The organism is Pseudomonas migulae NBRC 103157 (genome assembly GCF_002091715.1).
Lineage (GTDB): Bacteria > Pseudomonadota > Gammaproteobacteria > Pseudomonadales > Pseudomonadaceae > Aquipseudomonas > Aquipseudomonas migulae_A.
Genome location: NZ_BDAG01000001.1, coordinates 255,068 through 270,868, shown reverse-complemented (window position 1 = coordinate 270,868; position 15,801 = coordinate 255,068). Strand labels below are relative to the sequence as shown.

Here is a 15,801-nt window from a genome sequence, read left to right as displayed (position 1 = left end):
CCATCCCTGTAGGAGCATAGCTTGCTCGCGAAGCTTTTAGGCCCTTGGCTTAACAGTCCCGCAATCCTGCCCCAACCAGACAGCGCGAGTATCAAGGCTACCCTTCTGCTGAATGCCCGTAGCGTTGAACGTGCCATTCACCTTGGTGGTGAACTCACGATCACTCAAGAAAGTAGCCACACCCGCGCCCTGCGCTTTCGGGCAGCTGAAGCGGAATTTCCATTGGTTGCCGGTGCGCTCGGTGATTTCCTGCTTGCAGCCCGATTGCGGATCCGTCAGCGGAATGTTGTCGCTCTTCACCTGCTCCGGCGTCAGGCAAGCGCGGATCCCCTTGCCACCCATCGTGATGCCCTGCTTCTCCAGCTGCGCACGCTGTTCGGGGGTGATCTGACTTTGTATCTGGCCGAGGATCAATTGCAAATCCGGCATGTTCTGGTCATCGACCTTCATGTTGCTCGAGGTCAATTCCCACAAGCCCGGCTGCAGCATCTGCGCCTGAGCGGCCACAGGAAGAGCCAAACCAAAAGCCACGGCCAAACCCAGCAGACGAACGTTCATCGTGTAACTCCTGATCAGTAGTGGCTGTTAGACGTCAGCCACAGGCTTCGGTTCATGGACCAATTAAATAGCGACATTCTGCACGGAACATGGTCTGTTAAGCATTGAATCTTCAGGAGCAAGGCTGCCCCATGGATTATTTTGGACCGCATGTTTTCGGTTATCTGATCGCGCTGCTGCACTCGTTAGGGCTGATCGCCGCCATCCATGCCGTATTGACCGTTCGGACCGCCCAGGGCTCGATCGCCTGGGCCCTGTCGTTGCTGTTCATTCCCTACCTCACGCTTATCCCGTACCTGGTCTTCGGCCGCAGCACCTTCGATGGCTACATCAAGGCGCGGCGACAGGCCAACGAGGAAATGCGCAAGGCCATCTCCGAGTTGAACTGGCGGCCCTGGGTCGAAGAGGCGCTGACCGCACGCGCCTCCAACGCTTATGCATCATTAAGAGCGATGCCGAAGCTGGGACGCATGCCGTGCCTGGCCAACAATGAGGTCCGCCTGCTGATCAATGGCCCGGACACTTTCGAGGCGATTTTCGAAGCCATCAGCCATGCCAAGGAAGCCGTGCTGATCCAGTTCTTTATCATCCACGACGACCGCCTCGGCCGGCGCCTGCAAACCCTGCTGTTGAAAAAAGCCGCGGAAGGCGTTGCCGTTTATCTGCTGTACGATCGCATCGGCAGCCACTCCCTGCCCCACAGTTACGTGCAGCCGTTGCGCGAGGCAGGTGTCGAGGTCAAAGCGTTCGCGACGCGTAGCGGCTGGCTCAATCGCTTTCAGGTCAACTTTCGTAACCACCGCAAGATCGTCGTGGTCGACGGTGTGCTCGGCTTCGTCGGCGGACACAACGTTGGCGACGAATACATGGGCGAGAAACCACCTCTGGCGCCATGGCGCGATACCCACGTTCGCGTGCGCGGGCCGGTGGTGGCGTGCATGCAGGAATCCTTCGCCGAAGACTGGTTCTGGGCAGCGCGGTCGTTGCCGCCGTTGATACTGCCGGACGTTTATCCGGACGACGGCGTGCTCTGCCAATTGCTTGCCAGCGGCCCCGCAGACTCCTACGAAACCTGTTCACTATTCTTTGTCGAAGCCATCCACGCAGCGACGGAACGGGTGTGGATAACCAGCCCCTATTTCATCCCCGACGAAGCAGTGTTCGCGGCGTTACGGCTGGCGGTGCTGCGAGGTGTCGATGTGCGAATTCTGCTGCCGTCGAGGCCCGACCATCGGATCGTCTACGCCGCCTCCAGCCTGTACGCCTTCGAAGCGGTACGCGCCGGCGTGCGGGTGTTTCGCTACGAACCCGGTTTCCTGCATCAGAAAGTGGTGTTGATCGACAGCGAAATCAGCGCCATCGGCAGCGCCAATCTGGACAACCGTTCGTTCCGGCTGAATTTCGAAGTGATGTTACTGACGGTCGACAGCGTTTTTGCCGGCGAAGTGGAACAGATGCTCAACGACGATTTCGCACAGGCCCATGAAGTCGCCAAAGAAGAAAGCCGGGAGACCCACCGCCTGCAGCAGGTCGGCATGCGGATCGCCCGGCTTATTTCCCCGATACTTTAAGGGTTGTAGATGTCGTCACGGGTCCATGGCAGTTCATGGCTGCCATCGGGGTGCGCTTTCACCGCGAGAATCTGGTGCAGGTTGATCCAGCCCTTGGCGAACGCATAAGCGCATCCCGCCAGGTACAGCCGCCAGATGCGCAACGCCTGCTCAGGCACGAGCTTGCCGGCAGCCTCCAGATTGTCTTCCAGACGCTCACTCCAGTGATCCAGGGTACGCGCGTAATGCAGGCGCAGACTCTCGACATCGACGATCTCCAGCCCCGCTTCACTGATCTCGGCAGAAATCATCGACAGGTGCGGCAGCTCGCCGTTGGGGAACACATACTTCTCGATGAAATCACCGGCACCGCGTCCCACCGGACGGCCATCGGTGTGCTTGGCGGTGATCCCGTGGTTCATCACCAGACCGCCCTCTTTCACCGCGCCGAACAAGGTTTTGCAGTACTCGGCCAGGTTCGCGTGGCCGACGTGTTCGAACATGCCGACACTGACCACCTTGTCGAAGCGCCCGTCCTGAGGCAGATCGCGGTAGTCGAGCAGTTGCAGTTCAATCTGATCGTCCAGGCCTTCAGCGGTCACCCGTTCACGGGCCAGCGCCAGCTGCTCTTTGCTGAGCGTGATGCCGAACACTTTCGCGCCAAACTCCCGCGCCGCATAACGCGCCAGGCCGCCCCAACCACAGCCGACATCCAGCAGATATTCGCCAGGTTGCAGGCGCAACTTGCGACACAGATGACGGAATTTGGCTTGCTGGGCCTGTTCCAGGGTTTCACTGCCGGTCTCGAAATAGGCGCAGGAATACGCCATGTCACTGTCGAGCCACAGCTGATAAAACGCGTTGGAAAGGTCGTAGTGATAGGAAATCGCCTTGGCGTCGGTTTCCTTGTCGTGGACGGTGCGCACAGGCTGGTTGTCGTCGTCCTCGCTCAACAATGCCTGACTCCATTCATCGCACACGCGAATCACGTCGCTGATGGAACCTTCGAGCTCGAGTTTGCCCTCGACAAACGCCGCTCCGAGCGCGTCCAGGCTTGGATGGGTGAACTGGGTAACCATTTGTGGGTCCTTAACCACAATCGTGACGCTGGGCGTCGGCCCCAGATTGAATTCATGGCCGTCCCAGAGTCGCAGGCGTAACGGTAGCTGCAGATTCTGTAAGGCCGGTGGAAGTTGCGCGAGCATGGAATATCCCCCTTGTTTCAGACGTCTGCTGTGAGGTTAGACCATCCTTGAAAAATAGCAGGCTATCGATTTCATAGCCCCTTTCTATGACCCGCAACGTTCAAACCAACCCGTCGCAAATTCACAGAAATGATTGCCCTTACCCTAGATGACTACGAATCGGGCGCACAGTTCTCAAAAGTTCAATCCCTCAAATATCGTCCTTCAGCTTGAGCAATGGCTCCTGAAAGCGCAGCAGCCGCCCGGCGTTTCCCAGCACCAGCAAAGTACTGAGGTTATGCAGCAACGCCGCGATCATCGCCCCCGCCGCGCCGAGCCAGCCGAATGCGGCGAAGGCCACAATTGCCAACGTCCAGCCCAGACCGATGATCACGTTGACCTGCAACGTGTTCCGGCACTGGCGACTCAAACGCACGCAGGTACCGAGCCGACGCAGGTCACTGCCGATCAGCACGATGTCGGCGGACGCCAAGGCAATATCCGCACCGCCCGCCCCCATGGCAACGCCGACCACGCCGGCCTTGAGAGCCAGCGAATCATTGATGCCGTCACCGACCACCATCGGCCGAAAGCCGCTGTCGATCTCCTTGAGCACGCGATTGAGTTTGTCCTCGGGCAAGGCCTGGGCCTCGACATCGACGATCCCGACGTCTCCCGCCAAGGTATTGGCGACACTCTGGCGATCACCAGTGAGCAACAGCTGCCGGCCCAGCCCGAGCTCTCGCAACTCGTTCAAGGCAAAACGCGCTTCAGGTTTGACGCTGTCCGCCAGCAACAGCCAGGCGAGAAACGCTCCATTGAGCGCCAGCCCGGCAATCGGGCCATCGTGTTCGGGAACGGCTGATGTGGGAATACCCAATTGAGCAAACAACTCTGGCCGGCCGAGTGCCGCTTCGCCCTGCTCCGTCATCGCCACCACGCCCAGCCCTTGCCGTTCGTGAATGTTCGAGAGCAACACAAAATGTTCCTGAGTGACCAACCCGGCGAGTGCGCGACTGACCGGGTGACTGCTGGCAGAGCCGAGGCTGGCGGCGAGTTTCAATACGTGACTGCGATCTTCCAGCGGGCTGTCGATGGATTGCAGGCGCAAGGTGCCGAAGGTCAGCGTCCCGGTCTTGTCGACCACCAGCGAGGTCAGGTCTGCCAGCTCCTCAAGAAACGCCGAACTGCGAATCAGAATCCCGTGGCGAGCGGCAACCGCCACCCCGGCAATCGCCGTGGCCGGTGCCGACAACACCAACGCACACGGACAAGCCGCCACCAACACCGCAAGCATCGCCTGCGCATCGTTGGTAATGAACCAGGTGACGGCGGCGAGCAGCAACACCAACACCATGTAGCTGCCAGCGTAGCGTTCCAGCAATCGGGTGATCGGCGGTTTGGATCGTTCGGCGCTTTGCATCAGTGCGATGACTTTGCCTAGGGTCGATTCGCTGCCCGTACGCGTCACTTCGATACGCAGCAGCCCGTCGAGGTTAATCGCCCCGCCGAACACGGACATGCCAACACCCGCCTCCACCGGCACCGACTCGCCAGTGATCGAAGCCGTGTCGAGACTCGCCTGACCGGAGAGCACACGACCATCGGCCGGCACTCGGTCGCCAGCACGAACTTCTACCCGGTCGCCGGCCTTGAGCGTGCCGTTGTCGACTTCGACGATAGAGCCGTCTGCCTGAATCTTGCGCGCATGGCTGCGCGTCAGTTTGCTCAATGCGTGAATCGCTTCCTGGGAACCGATCACGCTGCGCTCTTCCAGCACGTGGCCGAAGATCATGATGATCGGCAGCAACGCAGCGGTCAGCAGATCACCGGTCGCCCAGGCACCGAGCATGGCCAGGGCAATCAATTGGTCCGTGATCCCGTGCAAGCTCGGGTAACGCAAGCTGTACCAGGCCGAGCGCATCACCGGAACGGCCACCAGCAATGAGGCAAAACCCAACAGCAATTGACTGACACCGGTCTGCTCCGGCGATACCCAGCGCCAGATCAAACCCAGCGCCAACAAACCCAATGCAAGCATGGCGAGGGTCAACTGGCGGGCGGCGCTGCGTTGTTCGGCCGAAGACAACAGACTCGGTGCAGCGGCGGTTTGCGCGGTCATTGTGCAGCTCCCTGAATGATCAGGCGGGAATCGTCTTTCGGATTGACCGTGGTCACCGAGCCGGCCTGACCGAGAATTTTCGGCATGCGCTCGCGGTAGAGGCGCAGCAGCATTTGCGGGTCGGTACCCTGTTGTTGCGCCTTGGCCAGACTCAATACGGTGGCCGTGTCGGCGGACGCTTTGGCCAGCCGTTCACTCGCTTGAGCGTGGGCAACCTGCAACGTGCGGTCGGCTTGTTCGTTGGCGGTCTGGGTGAGTTTCTCGGCTTCGGTGCGTGCGTTTGCCACGGCTTTATCGGCTTGCTGACTTGCCGTCAGCACCGCGTTGAAGGCGTTGACTGCCGGTCCCGGCAAACTCGATTGCACATCGACGCGCGCCACTTCGATTCCCAGGCCCTGCCCGGTCGCCGCGAGATCAGCCAGTCGCTGATTGATGCCCTGCACCAGATCTCCACGCAGGCGCTCACGTCTTTCGGCCGCCTGGCTACCCGCGCCGATCAGCTCCGGTCGCGCCACCAGGATGGTGTCCAGATCACGGGCAGCCGTCAGCGCCACGGCACTGCGAGTCACAAGTCGATCCAGTGCCGGCAGCACATGTTCACCTTGAAGCACGAACGCATAAGGTTCGGTGACCTTGTAAAAGACCCGCACATCCAGTTGCACCACGCCGGCGTCACCGGTCAGCAAATAACCGGACCCCGCGAGAGCATCACTGAGCGGCGTGGCGAATGTGGCGACCCGGTCCGCCTGCAACGCGGCATCACTGCGCAACAGATTTTCCACCCGCCGCTCGATCACCCGATCGGCGGCTGGCAACAAAATGACCTGCTCGAACGGTCGCGGCCACGCCAACAGCAGGCCGGCATTCTGAATGCGATCCAGCGCGCCAAAGTGCAACACCACCGCACGATTCTGCGGATCGATTTGCCGAACATTGGAAAACGCCCACGCCAAGGCGGCCAATACCGTCACCGCATACAGCGCGAGAAACGCCAATCTCCCGGCCTGAATCCAGGGGCTGCTCAACTCATTTGTTCCACGTGGAACCAAACTCATGGCTGCGACCCGGACTTGGTATCGAGCGTCGGCGGACCGTCAACCAGCACCCGAAACGGCGCAGCGTCGGTGCGCAGAATCAGCTTGGTGCCAGGCGTAACGATGGTGCCCAAGGTGTCTAGGGAGCGCAGCAAGTTATACAGCTGCGGTGATCCGGCGTAGGCACGTCCGTAAATCTGCGCGGCTTCGACCCGGGACTGGGCTTCAATGTCAGCGGATTTAACAGTGGCATCGGCCTGAACGATTCGCGCATCACGCTCGGCGGCAGAGCGGATTTGTGCCGCTTCACGCTTACCGATCGCCGTGCGTTCGGTGGCGATTGTTTCACGCTCGGCGCGCATGCGATCGACCGTGGCGGTCAGGGTTACCGACGGCAAGGTCAAACGCTCGATGCCGACTTGCAGCACGCGAACGCCATACGTGGTCAACAACTGCTGATCGATTTGCTGGCGCAGTTGCGCTTCAAAGTCAGCAATGTGCACTTGGTTGGCGTCGGTGTTTACCAGATTCGCCAGATCGAAACTGCTGGCCGTGGTTTCCAGTGCAGAGCCAACAAAAGTACGAATCTGCCGCGCCGCTTCATCCGGCTGATTCTGCACCGCGCGCATGAAGCGCTGCACATTGTCCGGATCACCTTGAACCTGCCACGCCACGTAAGCCTGAACGATGATGCGCAAGCCGTCGCGTGTGCCCACATCCTGCAACCCACTCGACGTAGTGCGAAGACGCAAATCGACAGGGATCGCCGCTTCGAAAGGTGCGGGCCAGCGCCAGCCCAGCCCCGGCTCCAGCAACACCCGAGAAGGATTGCCGAAGCGCGTGATGACCGTGGCTTCGCCGGAACGCACTTGCACCAGGCTCGCCGCCGCGATGGCAAACGCCACCAGCAACGCCCCCCAGCCCATGCGCCGCCACGGGAAGGGACCGGCTTCCTGCGGATCGCCGTGGTGATGATGGTGATGCCCGTGGTGATGCCCGCCATGGTCGTGATCGTGCCCGGCGTGATCAGCATGATCGTGTGTGTGCGACTGGCTCATTTGGCAGCTCCTGGCTGAGCAGTTTGACGCGACGGCGCGGGGTCAGCCGGCAGCGTGAACGTTCGGAGGTCGATGGTCGGCGCGTTGTTGCTGCCGCCCAGACGATGATCGAGCACCAGCAATCTGGTGTTGGCCAGCCCTTGGGAAAGCTGGCTGAAATACTGCTCCAGCACGAACGCCTGGCCGGCGCTGGCATAGGCTTTTTGCTCGGCGCTGAATTTCAGATCGGCTGCTTGCGCAGCTGCATTGATTTCACGAGCGTTGGCCGTCGCCTGATCGCGAGCGACGCTGGCCTGCAATTGCGCCTGATTGGTCGCCTCTGCGGCTGCGCCGCGTTCGCGTGAGATCAGCGTCTGGGCGCCGATCTGCGCCGCTTGCACGCCGTGATAAGCGTTGGCCGCGCCGGCCGGTGGATGAATCGCCTCGACCACGGTCGCGAGAATTTCCACGCCACTGCCGAGTGTTTGCAAGTCCGCCTGCACCGCGCGACCAATCTCTTCGGCGAGCCCTACCCTGTCCTCACCGAGCAAACCGTCGAGGGTTCGTGAGGCGAAATCGTGAACCAGAATCCGGCTGGCGGTGCTGCGGATCAGCGCCGGTACATCGGCATTGTTGTAGGTCGCGGCCAACGCGGCTTGATCCGACAGGCCGATGCGGTAAACGAACCGAACGTCCATGTTGACGATCTGGAAGCTCTGCTTGTCGGCACGGCTGCTGGCGATGACCTGGGATTTGTCATTCACATGGCTGGCGTCCCACAAACGATTGGCAACTGTCGGCGCCGGACCTTCAGCGGGCGCCGCCGCAATGGGTGCTGCCGCTTCGCCCACGCTCGTGGCCAACTCATGGACCACGCCGTTTTCGACACTCAACACTCGGCCCAGCGGCCACGGCAAACCCGCGTGCAAGCCGGGACCGAACACCTCCACCGGTTTGCCGAAACGCTCATAAATGCCCCGCCCTTGCAGGGGTATTTCGTGAATGCCGGTGAGCGACCAACCGACCATGGCGACCACCGCCAGCACCGGCACCAACGCGCGACGCATGTAGGTGAACGCCCAGATTTGCCGCAGATCGATGCCGAAGCGGTTATGCAATTCATGCTGCAACGCCAATAGGGGTTGTGGCGGCCAGCGCAGCATGTCGGCGACGAAGCTTCGGGCGAGCAACGCAGGCTCCAGTTGTTCGCGCCGGGGACTGAACAATGACAGCACTGCACGCAGCAACAGTTCGACCGCGACGAGCCCCGGCAGCAACCCGATCAGCACCGCCAGCCGCACCGGCCAGACCGACACTTCATTACCGAACAACAGACACAATGCGCTCAACACAAGACTGATGATTGCCACGCGAGTCAGCTGTGCCAACTGCCCTGCTTCAGGCCACTGGGCCACGTTTTCCTGGGCAAGCTGCCGCTCCAGCACCAGCAAACCGAAAGCCAGCAGCAACGACAATGCAGCGCCGATATTTGCCGAAAAGCCTGGCGCGGCAGGCGGTAGCGCGAGGTTCCAGATCTGGTTGATGCTGAACAGCGCCAACAACGCCCAGCCACCGAGCCACAGCGTCGGTGCGCCGATCTGCACCAGCATCCGCGTCGATCGTTGGCTGATCCGCTCCAGCAGTTGTTCATACCAGCCCACCGGAGCGTCAGCGACATCGATCTCCACCGGCAGCGCCGGGGGATTCATCGCCCGTGCGCGCCATTGCGCCACCCACCACGCCGATTGCAGCCCGGCGATCAGTACTAGCAGACCGGCGCTCTGATTGACCAGCAACGCCGGCCAAAACGACTGCGGCACAAACAGCCCCACAAAAAACGCCAGCACCAACCCTGTCGCTGCGAGCGCGCCAAGGCCGATTGCCAACTGTCGCAATCGTCGCCCTTGAAAGACTGCCTGTTGAAAGCGCGGCAACCCGGCTACCGCTGCTCCCTCAACCTCGAGATCGACTTGCATACCACCCCAGTATTTTTCTTTGCTCAAGTCGCAATTCGTTACGATATAACGAAAGTCGTGAAATTTTTGTACTAAATCGCTCTATCTAAAGATGCTCGACCTGTCGCTTGGCTGAAGCCTTGACCGAAAGACCGAGAAGCGCACATATTACGCTCGTAATTTTATCTGCGAGCTACGTTTATCCAGCCCGATTCCCATTCAATCCAGGAGCAAATACATGAGCAGCTATGACGTCGTGATTCTGGGCGGAGGCCCCGGTGGTTACAACGCAGCAATCCGCGCCGGCCAGTTGGGCCTCAAAGCCGCTTGCGTCGAAGGCCGCGCCACCCTGGGCGGCACCTGCCTGAACGTCGGATGCATGCCGTCCAAGGCGCTGTTGCATGCTTCCGAACTGTACGATGCAGCCATGGGCGCGGAATTTGCCAACCTGGGGATCGAGGTCAAACCCACGCTCAACCTTGCGCAAATGATGAAACAGAAGGATGAAAGCGTGACCGGGCTGACCAAGGGCATCGAGTTCTTGTTTCGCAAAAACAAGGTCGACTGGATCAAGGGGTGGGGGCATATCGACGGCCCGGGCAAAGTCACGGTAACGGATAGCCAGGGTGGTAAAACCGAGCTGAGCGCCAAGGACATCATCATTGCCACGGGTTCGGAACCCACTCCCCTGCCCGGCGTAGAGATCGACAACCAACGCATCCTCGATTCCACAGGTGCGCTTTCCTTGTCCGAAGTGCCCAAGCATCTGGTGGTGATTGGCGCCGGGGTCATTGGCCTGGAATTGGGTTCGGTGTGGCGACGCTTGGGCGCACAGGTGACGGTGGTCGAATTTCTCGACCGGATCTGCCCCGGTGTGGACGCTGAAGCAGGCAAAACCCTTCAACGTTCATTGAGCAAGCAAGGCATCAGTTTCAAGTTGAGTTCGAAAGTCACCAGCGCCACCACCTCGGCAAATGGCGTGCAACTCAGCGTTGAACCGGCGGCCGGCGGTACCGCCGAGTTGCTGGAAGCCGATTACGTGCTGGTGGCCATCGGGCGCCGGCCCTACACCCAGGGCCTGGGCCTGGAGAACGTCGGACTCACTACGGATAAACGCGGCATGCTCGCTAATAAGGGCCATCGCACCGAAGTGCCAGGCGTGTGGGTCATTGGTGATGTCACGTCCGGGCCGATGCTCGCACACAAGGCGGAAGATGAAGCCATGGCCTGTGTCGAGCAGATCGTAGGCAAGGCCGGCGAGGTCAATTACGACCTGATTCCCAACGTCATTTACACCCGACCGGAGCTGGCCAGCGTCGGCAAGACCGAAGAGCAACTCAAGGCTGAAGGTCGCGCGTACAAGGTCGGCAAATTCCCGTTCACCGCCAACAGCCGGGCGAAGATCAACCACGAGACTGAAGGCTTCGCCAAAGTGCTGGCCGACGAGCGCACCGATGAAATTCTCGGTGTGCACCTGGTGGGCCCGAGTGTCAGCGAAATGATTGGCGAATATTGCGTGGCCATGGAATTCAGCGCCTCCGCGGAAGACATTGCGCTGACTTGTCACCCTCATCCGACGCGTTCCGAGGCGTTGCGTCAGGCGGCGATGAATGTGGAGGGGATGGCTACGCAGATGTAAGGTTGGTGATGTGCCGGGGCCGGTCGACCGCCTTCGCGAGCAAGCCCGCTCCCACATTAGATCTGCTGTGAACACCACCGATCTAATGTGGGAGCGGGCTTGCTCGCGATGGGGGCAACTCGGTCTAAAGCGGCAAATGCTCCAAAGGCAACGCCCCCGGCGTTTTCACCGTGTGAATCGCAAAGTTGCTGCGGATGTCACTCACGCCCGGCAATTTCAGCAATCGCCCGGTGAGAAAGCGGTCGTACGCACGCAGATCCGGCACCACCACCTGCAGCAAAAAATCCGATTCCCCTGACACCAGAAACGCCGAAATCACCTCGGGTAACGCCGTCACGGCCAGACGAAAAGCCTCGGCCTGCTCATCGTTGTGGCGCTCAACCTTGACCCCGACAAACACCGTCAGCCCAAGCCCGACTTCATCGCGATCCAGATTGGCCTGATAGCCGCGAATCACCCCGGCTTCTTCAAGCATTCGTACCCGACGCAAGCAAGGCGATGCAGACAGACCGATCTCGTCCGCCAGTTGCACGTTGCTCAACCGGCCATCCCGTTGCAGGGCTGCGAGAATCTTGCGGTCGTAGGCGTCCAGTTTCATCTTTGGCAGATCCTGATGGTTCAGTGGTCATTCAATGGCAGATTATGCCAACCAAAGATTATTTAGAAGCAAACTACGCAACCACCTGCCCTGCCCTTCAGCCCTAGACTGCCCCTACAGAATCGACAACGAATGGGGGGTGCATCGTGGCAGGACTCTGGCTGTTTTTCATGGCACTGGCGGTGGTTTACCTGTTGCCGGGCCCGGACATGATTCTGCTGCTGCAGACTGGCGCACGCCAAGGCAAAGGCGCGGCGCTGGCGACGGCCGTGGGTTTGGGCATCGCACGGGGCTGTCACGTGTTACTGGCGGCATTGGGGCTGGCGGCACTGTTCAAGGCTGCGCCCTGGACCTTCGATGTGGTGCGCCTGGCGGGAGCCGCGTACCTGTTGTGGATCGGCATTCAATGCTTGCGAACTACTCTGCTGCCGAACCTGAACGGTGCAGAGGCAGCCTGTGGAAAACCACGTTGGCGCGAAGCGATCCGGCGCGGATTGCTGACCAACCTGCTTAACCCCAAGGCACTGTTGTTCTGCTCGGTGCTGTTGCCGCAGTTCATCGATCCGTACGCAGGGCCGGTGCTCGCACAATTCGCGACCCTGGGCGTGGTGCTGGTCGGTGTCGGTTTATTGTTCGACAGCGCCTACGCTTTGGCGGGCGCCGCACTTGGCCGCTGGCTGCAACGCAGTCCTTCGGCCCAGCGCTTCCAGCAATGGTTGTTTGGCAGCCTGCTGATTGGCTTCGCAGTGCGACTGACCTTTGTTCAACAGGCCTGATTACTGGCGCGCCTTACGCTTGTGACGATTGATCAACAACAGGGCGACGCCTGTAAACAGCACGACACCGCCTATTTCCAGCCATTTTTTGTAAGGGCGTAGCGTTGCCCGGATCGGACTCAACGCCTGGGTGACGTAACGTTTGTCTGCGTTCTGGAAGTCTGGATAAGGGCATCGCTCGCCGAAGAAAAGTGCCCAATCCACGTAGGGACCTTCTTTGACGTAGCGTTGATAGAAGGCACTTTTCTCCTCCTGATCAGTGTTCCACCCTGTCGCCGCACACAGCACAGCCGCAAAGGCCTGACTGGTATGAGGCAAGTGATCGGCGGCGCGACTGGCCAATGCATTGGCGACATAACGATAGTGGTAACGCTGATCGGGTTGCGCCGCGCTGGCCTGCTGACGCTTGACCTCCTCTTCAGCCACTAGTGGGCCGACCTTGAGTTCGGTGCTTTCAAGACTGTAGTTGCCACCGAAGGTGGCGTAATCCGGTGACATCTCGTAGCCCAACAGCTCCATTCCATCGAAACGGGCCAGTGTGGCGGCGTGGAAGTAAGCGAACGCCCGTTTGGTCGGCCACCATTTCGATTCGGCGTCGTGGCGCAATTCTGCGTACCACTTGGCCTTGGCTTGCAGTTCGGCGTTGTCGAAATACACAGGCGCTGCTTCGTAACGCTCTTCACGCAACAACCGTCGCCCGAGCAAATTGCGCAACTTCGCCGCCACCGGCAACGGCACATAGTTATCCCGATCCTGCTGAGTCAGCGACGGCGGTGCCGGCACCTGAGTGTCGACGTATTGCTTGAGCTCATCGACGGTCAGCACACGCTCGGCGACGGTTGCGGCGTCAAACCAGTAAATATCGTTGCTGCGATAAAGCTGATCGAACGCCTGCAGATAATCCCCGCGTTGCAACGCCAGGATTGCACTTTCGCCTTCGACCCGGCACTTGGGCTGAAGCGATTCGAAGTCCCAGTCCGGGGTTCGCCGCTCACCCCAGGATTCATTCTGGGGAAAGGCCTGGGCCGCTTTGGCGTACGCCGCGGCGGCGGCGGTTTTATCGCCCTCGCGCATCGCCAGTTTCGCCCGCAGCCACCACGCCAGGCCACCGTCGCCAGCGTGTTCGAGGAAAGCCTTGGCGCTGGCGTAGTCGCCCTGTTGATAATTCATCGCTGCCAGTCGATCGGCGTTATCCAGACTGCCGCGGGTGCTGGCCTGCAGCAACTTGATCAGTTTTTGTTCGGTGGGTGGTTGATCACCAAATGACCAACCCAATCGGCTGATCAGGGACGCCGTGACCAGTTGCTGCACGGGTTTCCCCTTCAGCAATACAGCCAGTTGCTCGTCAGGCATCGCCGCCAGATCCGCCACCAACAGTTTCAGCGAGGTGTAACCCACCGCTGAAGCGTGGAGGTTTTGCGTGGCATAAAGCTCAATGGCACGGTTCCAATCGCCCGCCGTACGCGCCACGCGCGCTTCTTCGCCGAGGCTGGCGACGCCCAGTTCCAGCGGGTCGCTGAAACCGTCAATGCTCAGCTGCCGAGTCTGCTCGAAGGCTTTGCGCGATTGCGCCAGCAGGTCAGGCGTTGCGCCCGCTTCAGCGCTCATGGCAAACAAAGCGCGGCCCCGCGAATACGCGGCCCAGGTACTGCGCAGCGCGCGTTGATCCGCCGGGAGCGCCAGCACTTTCTGGAAGTACTCGGCGGCCAATCCATGGTCACCCGCGTTGAACGCCACGGCGCCCGCCAGATAGAGCACGAGCTCCGTCGGCAGAGTAGCGCCCTGTGCTTCAACCTGATGAGCATCGGTCAAACTGCGCAACTGTGTTACCTGCGCTTGCTGCTCCACGGTCAAACCGGCCTGCTCGGCCTTGTCCCGCTGCCCGGCGTAGTCGGACGCGTCCATGCTGCTGTAGACGACTTCGGTGACGTTCTTCAGACCCGCAATCGCATGCCCCAGACGATTGATCTCGAACTGGAAGTTGCCTTCCGGCAGCTCCGCCAGCGACTGCCCCCGGTTGTCGAGCAGGCGCATGGGGAAATCCGGCCCGCAGGCCAATGCCGAACCCAGCGGCAAGCTGAGGCTCAGGCAGAGCAAATGGCGGGGCCAGTTACGGGTGAACATTCGAACCTCCTTGATCAATGTGTGTGCAACGCGCCCAACCGATGGCGCGCTGCCCGCCGGCCGGTATTCGTCCGTCGCGCAGGCGGGTGAAGGTAAGCAGATCCGGGTTCCGTTGCAACGCATAACCGGCCAGGGCATCGGCGCCATCACAGCCCCGCACCGCGAGCGTCAGACGCTCGGGCCAGACGCTGTCGAGGTTGCCTTGATTGCTGATGCTGACGTCATAGAGGCCATCCTGCGCCGAGAGTTTCAGCGTCAGGCGACTGTCGAGTGTGTCACCGCGGGCTACGGCGCCCAAGGTCGTCAGGCTCCAGGCCCGGCGATCATTGGCCAGGGGCAAGCGAAACCAGATCAGGCCGGCCAGATGTGCCGGCGGATCGTGGCGTAATTCAGTGGCCAGCGTGCGAAGTTGCTGTGGATCGGCCAGCAACTCCCGACGCTCGCCGCCGCGTTCAACCGGTACTTCGCTCTCCACCAGCGGTGCACCGCCGGTCTGCGGCAACAGCGCCACGCCATAAGCCGGCAGCGCCAGATAAAAAGGTTTCGAAGTGATGCGGCTCCAGGCCTTCGCCCATTTTTGCGCCTGATCCGGGTCAAACAAGCCCCGGCGCGGATCGCTCACCGCATGCACCTGCAACACGCTGCTATCGACTGTGGATAACAACGCCGGCAGTTCAGGGCTGTCGAGCCAGGCGGGTAATGCCGTAATACTGAGCGGCATGGAGGCGGGAAGAATCGCACGCAAAGCCGTGAGAAATTTCCGATAGGCCGGTAGCCGGACGCTGCCGGCATCGTGGTCGATTTCCACACCGGCGAGGATCAGCCCCTGCGCTTGCCAATCACCAAGCACCTGCTGGATCTGCGCGGCGACTTCGTCCTGGTCCAGCGACTTGAGCTGGCCATCGAGACGAATCACCGCGATCAGCGGCCGGCCATCCTGTTTGAGCAACGCCGCGTCGATTCTCGCCCGGTTCCAACCCGCCCGGGGAAAAGCCTGCAAGGCCAGCACTCGTAGCGTGGAAAAGTCCGCGCGGCTGTCTTTGAGTGCAGCTTCGTGGGCCGGCGTCCATTGCCGTTGCCAGACGTAGAGTTGCTGATCAAGCGGCGGCGCGTCCTGTCGTTCACAACCGGCAAGCAGCGCCACCATCACTAGAAAGCCCGACAGGCGAGCGAGAAAAACCATAAAGCATCCTTTGTCGCTGCTGAAGGCAGCGTCCGTCAGAT

12 protein-coding genes are annotated in these 15,801 nt (G+C 60.7%); 3 read left to right on the top strand and 9 right to left on the bottom strand.

Features of this window, described 5'->3' with window-relative positions; translation table 11 throughout:
• Nucleotides 1-36: 36 nt before the first annotated feature.
• A complete protein-coding gene (locus PMI01S_RS01310; RefSeq protein ID WP_059403786.1) occupies nt 37-558 on the bottom strand; it encodes a DUF3617 domain-containing protein in 522 nt (173 codons plus the stop codon).
• A 131-nt stretch (nt 559-689) separates the two neighbouring features.
• Between PMI01S_RS01310 and cls the strand changes: the two genes are divergently transcribed.
• Nucleotides 690-2,129, top strand: a complete 1,440-nt coding sequence (gene cls, locus PMI01S_RS01305; RefSeq protein WP_084317666.1) for a cardiolipin synthase — start codon at nt 690-692, stop codon at nt 2,127-2,129.
• Here the strand turns inward: cls and cfaB are convergent.
• The 5 genes from cfaB to hflK (PMI01S_RS01280) all read right to left on the bottom strand — a co-directional run bounded on the left by cfaB (nt 2,126) and on the right by hflK (PMI01S_RS01280) (nt 9,461).
• A complete protein-coding gene (gene cfaB, locus PMI01S_RS01300) occupies nt 2,126-3,313 on the bottom strand; it encodes a C17 cyclopropane fatty acid synthase CfaB (protein ID WP_084317665.1) in 1,188 nt (395 codons plus the stop codon). The two genes, cls and cfaB, sit on opposite strands and share 4 nt — an antisense overlap.
• Nucleotides 3,314-3,503: 190 nt before the next feature.
• The gene (locus PMI01S_RS01295) at nt 3,504-5,414 is read right to left on the bottom strand and encodes a heavy metal translocating P-type ATPase (protein ID WP_084317664.1); all 1,911 of its coding nucleotides are present in this window, start codon (nt 5,412-5,414) and stop codon (nt 3,504-3,506) included.
• Entirely contained in the window at nt 5,411-6,469 is a 1,059-nt protein-coding gene (hflK, locus tag PMI01S_RS01290) for a protease modulator HflK (RefSeq protein ID WP_084317663.1), read from the bottom strand. Before hflK (PMI01S_RS01290) ends, PMI01S_RS01295 begins: the two co-directional genes overlap by 4 nt.
• A complete protein-coding gene (gene hflC / locus PMI01S_RS01285) occupies nt 6,466-7,506 on the bottom strand; it encodes a protease modulator HflC (protein WP_084317662.1) in 1,041 nt (346 codons plus the stop codon). Before hflC ends, hflK (PMI01S_RS01290) begins: the two co-directional genes overlap by 4 nt.
• Nucleotides 7,503-9,461: a protease modulator HflK gene (gene hflK, locus PMI01S_RS01280; protein ID WP_084317810.1), complete on the bottom strand. Its 1,959-nt coding sequence runs from the start codon at nt 9,459-9,461 to the stop codon at nt 7,503-7,505. The genes hflC and hflK (PMI01S_RS01280) overlap by 4 nt, the downstream gene beginning before the upstream one ends.
• A 217-nt stretch (nt 9,462-9,678) precedes the next feature.
• On the opposite strand from hflK (PMI01S_RS01280), the gene lpdA reads away from it, so the two are divergent.
• Nucleotides 9,679-11,079, top strand: a complete 1,401-nt coding sequence (lpdA, locus tag PMI01S_RS01275; RefSeq protein WP_084317661.1) for a dihydrolipoyl dehydrogenase — start codon at nt 9,679-9,681, stop codon at nt 11,077-11,079.
• A 124-nt stretch (nt 11,080-11,203) separates the two neighbouring features.
• On the opposite strand, the gene PMI01S_RS01270 is transcribed toward lpdA, so the two are convergent.
• Nucleotides 11,204-11,677 (bottom strand): Lrp/AsnC family transcriptional regulator, encoded by a 474-nt coding sequence (locus tag PMI01S_RS01270; protein WP_038980472.1) that lies wholly within the window; start codon nt 11,675-11,677, stop codon nt 11,204-11,206.
• 146 nt (nt 11,678-11,823) lie between these two features.
• Between PMI01S_RS01270 and PMI01S_RS01265 the strand changes: the two genes are divergently transcribed.
• Nucleotides 11,824-12,453, top strand: coding sequence for a LysE family translocator (locus PMI01S_RS01265; RefSeq protein WP_084317660.1), 630 nt, complete (start codon nt 11,824-11,826; stop codon nt 12,451-12,453).
• On the opposite strand, the gene PMI01S_RS01260 is transcribed toward PMI01S_RS01265, so the two are convergent.
• Nucleotides 12,454-14,577 carry a hypothetical protein gene (locus PMI01S_RS01260; RefSeq protein WP_084317659.1) on the bottom strand — a complete coding sequence of 708 codons (2,124 nt, stop codon included), beginning with the start codon at nt 14,575-14,577 and terminating at the stop codon, nt 12,454-12,456.
• Nucleotides 14,564-15,760 carry a DUF3142 domain-containing protein gene (locus PMI01S_RS01255; RefSeq protein WP_084317658.1) on the bottom strand — a complete coding sequence of 399 codons (1,197 nt, stop codon included), beginning with the start codon at nt 15,758-15,760 and terminating at the stop codon, nt 14,564-14,566. Before PMI01S_RS01255 ends, PMI01S_RS01260 begins: the two co-directional genes overlap by 14 nt.
• Between the last annotated feature and the right edge of the window lie 41 nt (nt 15,761-15,801).